9 protein-coding genes are annotated in these 7338 nt (G+C 65.6%); 3 read left to right on the top strand and 6 right to left on the bottom strand.

Annotation, left to right across the window (positions count from 1 at the left end; translation table 11 throughout):
* Together J1M87_RS08320 and J1M87_RS08315 are read left to right on the top strand one after the other, a co-directional pair.
* The coding region (locus tag J1M87_RS08320; protein WP_206489070.1) for a geranylgeranyl reductase family protein at positions 1-1149 on the top strand (1149 nt) is incomplete at its 5' end.
* A gap of 12 nt (positions 1150-1161) precedes the next feature.
* Entirely contained in the window at positions 1162-1620 is a 459-nt protein-coding gene (locus tag J1M87_RS08315) for a hypothetical protein (RefSeq protein ID WP_206489069.1), read from the top strand.
* 13 nt (positions 1621-1633) lie between these two features.
* Here the strand turns inward: J1M87_RS08315 and J1M87_RS08310 are convergent, their stop codons facing one another.
* The 4 genes from J1M87_RS08310 to J1M87_RS08295 form a co-directional block, all read right to left on the bottom strand.
* Positions 1634-2329, bottom strand: a complete 696-nt coding sequence (locus J1M87_RS08310) for a demethylmenaquinone methyltransferase (protein WP_206489068.1) — start codon at positions 2327-2329, stop codon at positions 1634-1636.
* A 14-nt stretch (positions 2330-2343) separates the two neighbouring features.
* Positions 2344-3483, bottom strand: coding sequence for a glycosyltransferase family 1 protein (locus J1M87_RS08305; RefSeq protein ID WP_206489067.1), 1140 nt, complete (start codon positions 3481-3483; stop codon positions 2344-2346).
* A gap of 63 nt (positions 3484-3546) precedes the next feature.
* A complete protein-coding gene (locus tag J1M87_RS08300) occupies positions 3547-3972 on the bottom strand; it encodes a glutaredoxin domain-containing protein (RefSeq protein WP_241256545.1) in 426 nt (141 codons plus the stop codon).
* Entirely contained in the window at positions 3959-4405 is a 447-nt protein-coding gene (locus J1M87_RS08295) for a DUF3592 domain-containing protein (RefSeq protein ID WP_206489066.1), read from the bottom strand. The genes J1M87_RS08300 and J1M87_RS08295 overlap by 14 nt, the downstream gene beginning before the upstream one ends.
* A 54-nt stretch (positions 4406-4459) precedes the next feature.
* Here J1M87_RS08295 and J1M87_RS08290 point away from each other — a divergent pair, with 54 nt between their 5' ends.
* Entirely contained in the window at positions 4460-4963 is a 504-nt protein-coding gene (locus J1M87_RS08290) for a DUF2505 domain-containing protein (RefSeq protein WP_206489065.1), read from the top strand.
* On the opposite strand, the gene J1M87_RS08285 is transcribed toward J1M87_RS08290, so the two are convergent.
* Both J1M87_RS08285 and menD read right to left on the bottom strand, forming a co-directional pair.
* The gene (locus J1M87_RS08285) at positions 4960-5703 is read right to left on the bottom strand and encodes a bifunctional 2-polyprenyl-6-hydroxyphenol methylase/3-demethylubiquinol 3-O-methyltransferase UbiG (RefSeq protein ID WP_206489064.1); all 744 of its coding nucleotides are present in this window, start codon (positions 5701-5703) and stop codon (positions 4960-4962) included. The two genes, J1M87_RS08290 and J1M87_RS08285, sit on opposite strands and share 4 nt — an antisense overlap.
* Before the next feature lie 10 nt (positions 5704-5713).
* A complete protein-coding gene (gene menD / locus J1M87_RS08280) occupies positions 5714-7327 on the bottom strand; it encodes a 2-succinyl-5-enolpyruvyl-6-hydroxy-3-cyclohexene-1-carboxylic-acid synthase (protein WP_206489063.1) in 1614 nt (537 codons plus the stop codon).
* Positions 7328-7338: the final 11 nt, after the last annotated feature.

The raw sequence follows: 7338 nt of genomic DNA, 5'->3' as shown, positions 1-7338 counted from the left end.
GGGCGCGACGTCGTCCTGGCCGACGCAGCAGTCTTTCCCCGTGACAAGACCTGCGGCGACGGGTTGACCCCTCGCGCCGTCGCCGAGTTGGACCAGCTCGGCCTGGGCGAATGGGTGCGTGGCGCAGCACGTAATCGCGGGTTGCGGCTCAGTGGATTCGGGCAGGAGCTCGAACTCGAATGGCCGAGCAAGTCCTTGCCGACCGTCGGAAGTGCGGTTCCGCGAACCGAATTGGACGACCGCATCAGGCGGGTCGCCGTCGAATCCGGAGCAATCATGGCCGAGGGAGCAAAGGCAGTTGCCGTCGAACGTGACGGCAACAGTGTTCGCTCGGTGACCCTGCAGACCGCTACCGGCTCACACGAGATCTCCTGCCGCACCTTGATCGTCGCCGACGGTGTCCGATCGACCCTGGGCAAACAACTCGGTCGGCAGTGGCATCGGGACACCGCATTCGGCGTCGCGGCCCGCGCATACATCACATCGGGACGCAGCAAAGACGAATGGATCAGCTCACACCTCGAATTGCGTGATGGCGCGGGCACTCTGCAGCCCGGCTACGGCTGGGTCTTTCCGCTGGGCGACGGAAACATCAACATCGGCGTCGGCACGCTGGCCACCGCCAAGAGGCCCGCGCCCGGCGCCCTGCGCCCACTGCTCGATCTCTACACCCAGCAGCGACGTTCGGAATGGAATCTGACCGGCGAGCTGCGTTCGGTGGCGTCGGCGCTACTGCCGATGGGCGGCGCGGTCTCCGGAGTGGCAGGCACCAACTGGGCCATCATCGGCGACGCCGCAGCGTGTGTGAACCCACTCAACGGGGAAGGCATCGACTACGGACTCGAGGGCGGCCGGATGGTCGTCGACCTGCTCGATCACCCCGATCTCACCGACGTCTGGCCGACCCTGCTGCGCGAGCACTACGGACAGGCCTTCTCCATCGCTCGACGCCTCGCCGGACTGCTCACCGTGCCGAAGTTCCTGCCCGCAGCAGGACCGGTGGGCATGCGATCACGGGCACTGATGAAAGTCGCCGTCCGCTGCATGGGCAACCTGATCACCGAGGCCGACAGTGACCTCGTCGCACGAACCTGGCGAGCATCGGGAAGCGGATCGTTGAAAATCGATTCCCGGCCGCCGTTCACGTGAAGAATGTCGCCCGTGAACACCGATGCTGCAGTGGCCGTCGTCGACCTTGCTCTGAGGTACGCGTTCGTCGATCGAATGGACGAGGCGACCGCCGAGTTGGAACGCCTCGGCTGGATACCGGAGCCGATCGACGGTGACGGAAGCTGTCTCGACACCAAATGGCAGTACCCGCCGTCCGACTACATGTGGCGGGTGTATTCGGGGCTGGCCGGCCATGAGTTCTCCGTCGGCCTGATGGTCAACACGGATCGGGACTCGACGGCGATCGCCCTGGCTGATTCGATCCGGTACTTCGTCGAACACCGGAAGGAACTCGAAGGGGCCAACTACACCCGCGAGGGCGCATCGGAACTGTGGACCGACGACGTCCGCATGATCGAACTTCAGGTGCTCCGAGGCTCTCCTGCCGGACCCGGTAAAGCTATACCTCCCGCACTGCAGTTGGTCGTGTCGAACACAGAGAAACCGTAACCGAGCGGCAGCGCTACGGTCGAGTTGCCTTGTGCAGCGCCACGATTCCACCGGTGAGGTTGCGCCACTGCACGTCGGCCCAGCCGGCATCGGCGATGCGCCTGGCCAGCTGCTCCTGATCGGGCCAGGCGCGGATGGACTCGGCCAGGTAGACGTAGGCATCGGGGTTACTGCTCACAGCGCGAGCAACTTTGGGCAGCGTCTTCATCAGGTATTCCATGTACACGGTGCGGAACGGGCCGAACACCGGAGTGGAGAATTCCGACACCACAAGGCGTCCACCAGGTTTGGTGACACGGGCGATCTCTCGCAGGCCGGCGTCGAAATCCGAGACATTGCGAAGGCCGAAAGAGATGGTGGCGGCATCGAAGCTGGCGTCGGCATAGGGCAGCGCCATCGCGTCCCCTGCGACCATCGGCACTCCTCGCTGCAAACCGGCCTGCAGCATGCCCTTGGAGAAATCGGTGGCCACGCACCAAGCTCCGCTGCGGCCGAGTTCGACGGTGGATACCCCGGTTCCGGCGGCGAGGTCGAGTACCCGTTCACCCGGCTTCAGGTCGAGGGCACGGCGAGTGAGCTTGCGCCAGCTGCGGTCCTGACCGAACGAGAGCACGGTATTGGTGATGTCGTATCGACGGGCGACGCCGTCGAACATCGACGCCACCTCGTGGGGCTCTTTTGCCAGGGTTGCGCGTGATGTCTCGGCCACGGAGACCAGACTACTCAAGCAATCTTTTGGACCCGCGGCGCTGTGATGCCTTGCACGTCGTAGTAATGCGTGATCAGGTCCTCGCAGATGGCGGGCCACGTTCGGTGCAGCACCGACTTACGGGCGGCGTCGCCGAAGCGAGCCCGGGTGGTGGGTTCGGCCAGTGCTCCCACGGCCATGGGCAGCAACTCGGTGAACTTCTCGACCGGGAGCAAGTAACCGTTGCGGCAGTGCGAGATCAGGTCGCGGGGGCCACCTGCATCGGGCCCGATGACGGGGACTCCACTGGCGAGCGCTTCCTGGACTGCCTGACAGAAGGTTTCGTGTTCGCCGGGGTGCACGAAGACGTCGAAACTCGAGTACGCCTGGGCGAGTTCGTCGCCGCCGAGTTGCCCGGTGAAGATCGCGCTCGGCATCAGAGTCTGCAACGCGGCCGTGTCCGGTCCGCCGCCGACGATCACCAGCTGGATCGACGGATCCTCGGCCAGCACGGCGAGCCGCTCGACATGCTTCTCCGGAGCGAGCCTGCCGACGAATCCGACAATCAACTTCCCGTCTGCGCCCCATCGGCTTCGGAGCGACTGCGACCTGGCCGAGGGGGCAAACCGTACGGCGTCCACTCCCCTGGCCCAGCGATGCACGCGCGGAATGCCATGTGCTTCCAACGCGTCGACTGCGGAGGTGGATGGTGCCAGTGTCCTGGCCGCCCCGCGGTGCAGTCTCCTGGTCCACCGCCACGCCGCCTTCGAGGTGAGGCCGAGTCCGTAGCTGGCAGCGAAACCGGCGACGTCCGTCTGATACACGGCAACCGCGGGCACGTCCAGCCGGTTGGCCGCGGCCAGGCCTCCGGCTCCGAGCAGGAACGGCGAGGCCAGATGCACGACATCGGGCGCGAACGTCCGCAGCGCCGAGACCATGCCGAGGCCGGGAACACCGACGGGCAGCGAGCTCACCTTCGGGACCATGACGGACGGCACCCGGTGCACCGGCACCGATCCGTGCCACGTCGCGGCCCTCGGGCCGGACGGGTTGTCCGGGGCGATGACGATGGCCTCGTGCCCGGTCTTGTCGAGATGTTCGAGGACACGGATCACCGAGTGGGTGACGCCGTTCATGTTGGGCAGGAACGATTCCGCAACGATGGCTACTCGCACGGTCCTCAGTGTGGGCGGCCCCGCCGTCGACCCGGTATGTACAACGTTACGTGTGGGCCAACGTCACACGAATTGCTCGACGACCCACGACGGACTCGGGTTGGTGCGGTGTTCGGAGCCCACGAACACCGTCGGAACAGTCTCGTTGCCGTCGTTGACCGACCGCACTCTCGCGGCTGCGGCCGGATCCTCGGCGATGCTCGTCCAGACGGCTTTCTTCCCGCGCAGCAACAGTGCCACCCGCAACCGAAGGCAGAAGATGCAACCCGGACGCCAATAGACGAGCGGAACCGACTTCTCTGTCGCGAGGACCTGCGAGGCGTCGTCGGGCAACGACCGCGGATACAGAACCGGCGTCATCAGAACCAGCAGGAACACGACGGCGAGCACCATCACCACGATCGAGGACGCGACGTTGCCGTAGTTCACCAATGCGAACCCGGCAACCGCCGCGACTGCGGCACCGACCCACTGCTTACCGTTGCGCATTCTGCATCTCCTTGCGACGTAGCCAGAACAGGGCAGGGCCTGCGATCAGCCATGTGACGACGATGACCGAACCGGCCGGGACGATGGCGACCCTGGCGTCGCGGCCGGCGACGCGAACCAGTTCGACATCCGGGTCGGCCTTGTAGTACTCGACCTCGATGCGTTGGCCCGCGATGAGGTTGGTGGGATACAGCACCCCGAGAGCCGGGTTGTGTGTCACCCCGTCCGGGGTGATGAAGCTGACGGCCGAACGCAGCTTGCCTGCCGACAACACCTCAGCGGTGGCGGTGCCCTTGTCGGAGTCGATGGTGAGATCGTTTCGCCAGGCCCCGACCACCAGCAACACCGCCAGAACCGAGATCGAGACTGCGACCACGAGCACCACCAGGCGGGTTCTACGCAGGATTCGACTGCCTCGGGCTGTATCGGTCACCTCGACAGGCTACTGCGCAACCGACCGGGCCTGGCTCGGGTAGCGTCTGCTCTCATGTCTCGCAGCTTCGAATTCACCGTCGAATCGTCCCGGCCCCCCGCTGACGTGCACGCGGCGCTGACCAGCGAGGACCAGTGGGCCGCCCGCTTCGCCAAGGCGAAGAAGACGGACGGGTTCGAGATGACCAAGCACGCCGACGGCGGTCTGACGGTCGACATCACCGAAGAGGTGGGCACCTCCGAGCTCCCCGGATTCGTGACCAAGGTCATCAAGGGCAAGCTGATCGTCTCCCGCACCGACCACTGGGGGCCACTCGAGGGCGACCACGCCGAGGGAACACTGATCGGCGGCACCACCGGACTGCCCGCCAAGGTGAACGGCACACTCTCGCTTCGACCCGACGGCACCGGCGCGAAGCTGATCGTGAAGGGCGAATCGACGGTGAAGATCCCACTCGTCGGCGGCAAGATCGAAGACCTGATCAACAAGATGATCAAGGACATGGTCGATCAGGAAACCGGCGAGACTCTCGAATGGGTTGCAGCGCAGGAGAGCTAACGGACATCGCTACCCGGAGCCTGGTCGGCGTGAAAGATCATCTCTCGACCCGGCCGGTCGGGTGCATCGCGCACATCCCGGACGGTGAATCCGTGCTCGACGAGATCGTTGCGCACCTCGTCGAACTCCCGGAAACGCAGCGTCGAGTCAGACGTCACAACTTCACCGTCGCGGAGAAAGACGTACGTCCAGCGAAAGCTCACCAAGGGCCCGTTCACCTCGGTGGTCTCCAGCCAACTTTCCACCCGGCCCACACCCGGAATATCGCGCACTGCGAAGGAGTCTCGTCTGTTCCACTCGGTCCAGGCCGTGCGTGCGGGAATCCGAGTCTCGAACACGAGCCATCCGTCCGGACGAAGTGCATCATGGATGCGCGCCAGCGTGAGCGACCAGTCGTCGTCGTCGACGATGGCCTGCGCGACGTTGCCCGTCATCGTCACCAGATCGACGTCGAGGGCCGGTAGGTCCACGGCATACCCCTGAATCCACCGAACCTGCTCGGCACCTGGTTTGCGCCGGGCCACGTCCAATGATCCAGCCGCCGGGTCGAGTGCGGTCACCGCCAGTCCTTGCGCCGCCAGTCGTAGCGCCAAACTTCCTGTTCCACAGCCGATGTCCAGCACTCGGCGTGCATTCGATGTTTCGGCCGCCGAGACGTACACGTCCAGATCGTCCCGATCGCCCTCGAGCGCATCGTAGATGGCCACCAACCGCGGGTGCTCGAAAATCTGGTCGGGCATCGATGTCGGCCTAGTGCAGCCGGGCGCGGATTGCCGCGTGCAGATCTCGCAATCCCGATCGCTCGGTGGTCACTTCCAAGACCCGCATTCCGGTGGCATGGCCGGTGAGTTCGGTTGCCAGCTGCGACAAATCAACCAACCGATGTTCGACGCGGTAAGCCCCACACAGCGCCCCGAGGTCCATTCCGTGTGGCGTCCCGAATACTCGCTCGAACACACCCGCGTACTGCGGATCCCCCTGCTCGAGAAGCTCGAAGATGCCGCCGCCGTCGTCATTGGCCACGACGATCGTCAGATCGTCCGGACGCGGCTCGCCGGTGCCGATGAGCAGTCCGGCGGCGTCGTGCAGAAACGTCAGGTCTCCGAGAAGCGCTATGGTGCGGCGCTTTCCGGCCATCGCAGCTCCGATGGCGGTCGAAACAGTGCCGTCGATGCCGGCGACGCCGCGGTTGGAGAGAACCTTCACTCCCGGGATCGGAGTCGAGACGAGGGCCGCGTCGCGCACGGGGTTGGACGCCCCGAGCAGCAGCTGATCTCCGGGCTGCAGAGCCGACATCACCGTATCGGCCACGTGCAGACCCGTGGGCTTCGGATGCTCCCGAAGTTCTCGATGCACAGCCTGTTCGGCCTGCTCGGACACCTCTGCACACCGAGCGATCCAGGCAGGGTCGGGCGCACCGCTGGTCACTGCACGAGTACCGGTGGCCAACACGTTGCCCGAGACATCGGGCCAGCGCGGTCCGGTGGTGAGCGCGATGACGTCGACCGCCGGGTCGGCCAGCAGCGCCGAGACCTGCCGGTGCAACGTCGGGCGGCCGGTGATGACAGCCTGACGCGGCTTCAACTGCGCAAGAGCCAAGGGATGCAACGCGATTCCGTGCAGCGGTGCGGTCGGTTCGGCAACGGTCGGCAGCCCCGCCAACTCCGGTCGGACGGCACCGCCGTGGCCGGAGACGACCACTGTGTTCACCGTCAGATCCAGTTCGACGGGGACGTCGAGTGTCGCCTGCGTCGTCGAGGTCCACGGCAACCCATCGGGCCGACCCTCCGGCCGCGCGCCCGGATCGCCGACCGCAGGGACCAGAGGCTCACGCAGAGGGATGTCGAAGTGCACCGGTCCGGCGTTGCCGGAGCGTGCGCCACGGGCCGCCGCAATGACGCGCGAGACCGCGCTGCGCCACTGACTGTTCTGCTTCGGTCCTTCCTCGGCGAGCCCGAGGCTGATCGTCGCACGTACCTGAGATCCGAACAGACCGAGCTGCTCGATGGTCTGGTTCGCTCCGGTGCCGAGCATCTCGTACGGTCGGTTGGCGCTGATGACGATCAGCGGAATGCGCGCGTAGTTCGCCTCGAGGACCGCAGGCCCAAGGTTGGCCACCGCCGTTCCCGACGTCATCACCACCGGGACCGGCTGGCCGCTGCCCAGGCTCAGGCCGATAGCCAGAAAACCCGCGGTCCGCTCGTCGATCCGCATGTGCAACCGCAGCCGTCCGGCCACGTCGGCTTCCTGCAGAGCAAACGCCAACGGAGCGTTACGCGAACCGGGACACAGCACGACGTCTTCGATCCCACTACGTGCCAATTCGTCGACGACAGCAGTGGCCTGGGCGGTGGACGGATTCACAGATCCCAGAG

Origin of the sequence: Rhodococcus sp. KRD162 (assembly GCF_017168335.1) — a bacterium.
GTDB lineage: Bacteria > Actinomycetota > Actinomycetes > Mycobacteriales > Mycobacteriaceae > Rhodococcoides.
This window is presented reverse-complemented; position numbering and strand designations above follow the sequence as displayed.

What these genes read in the sequence shown, in the direction of transcription:
- J1M87_RS08285 (WP_206489064.1), bottom strand. Translation starts at nt 5,703, where the DNA reads ATGCCCGACCAGATTTTCGAGCACCCGCGGTTGGTGGCCATCTACGAT.
- J1M87_RS08290 (WP_206489065.1), top strand. Translation starts at nt 4,460, where the DNA reads ATGTCTCGCAGCTTCGAATTCACCGTCGAATCGTCCCGGCCCCCCGCT.
- J1M87_RS08300 (WP_241256545.1), bottom strand. Translation starts at nt 3,972, where the DNA reads ATGCGCAACGGTAAGCAGTGGGTCGGTGCCGCAGTCGCGGCGGTTGCC.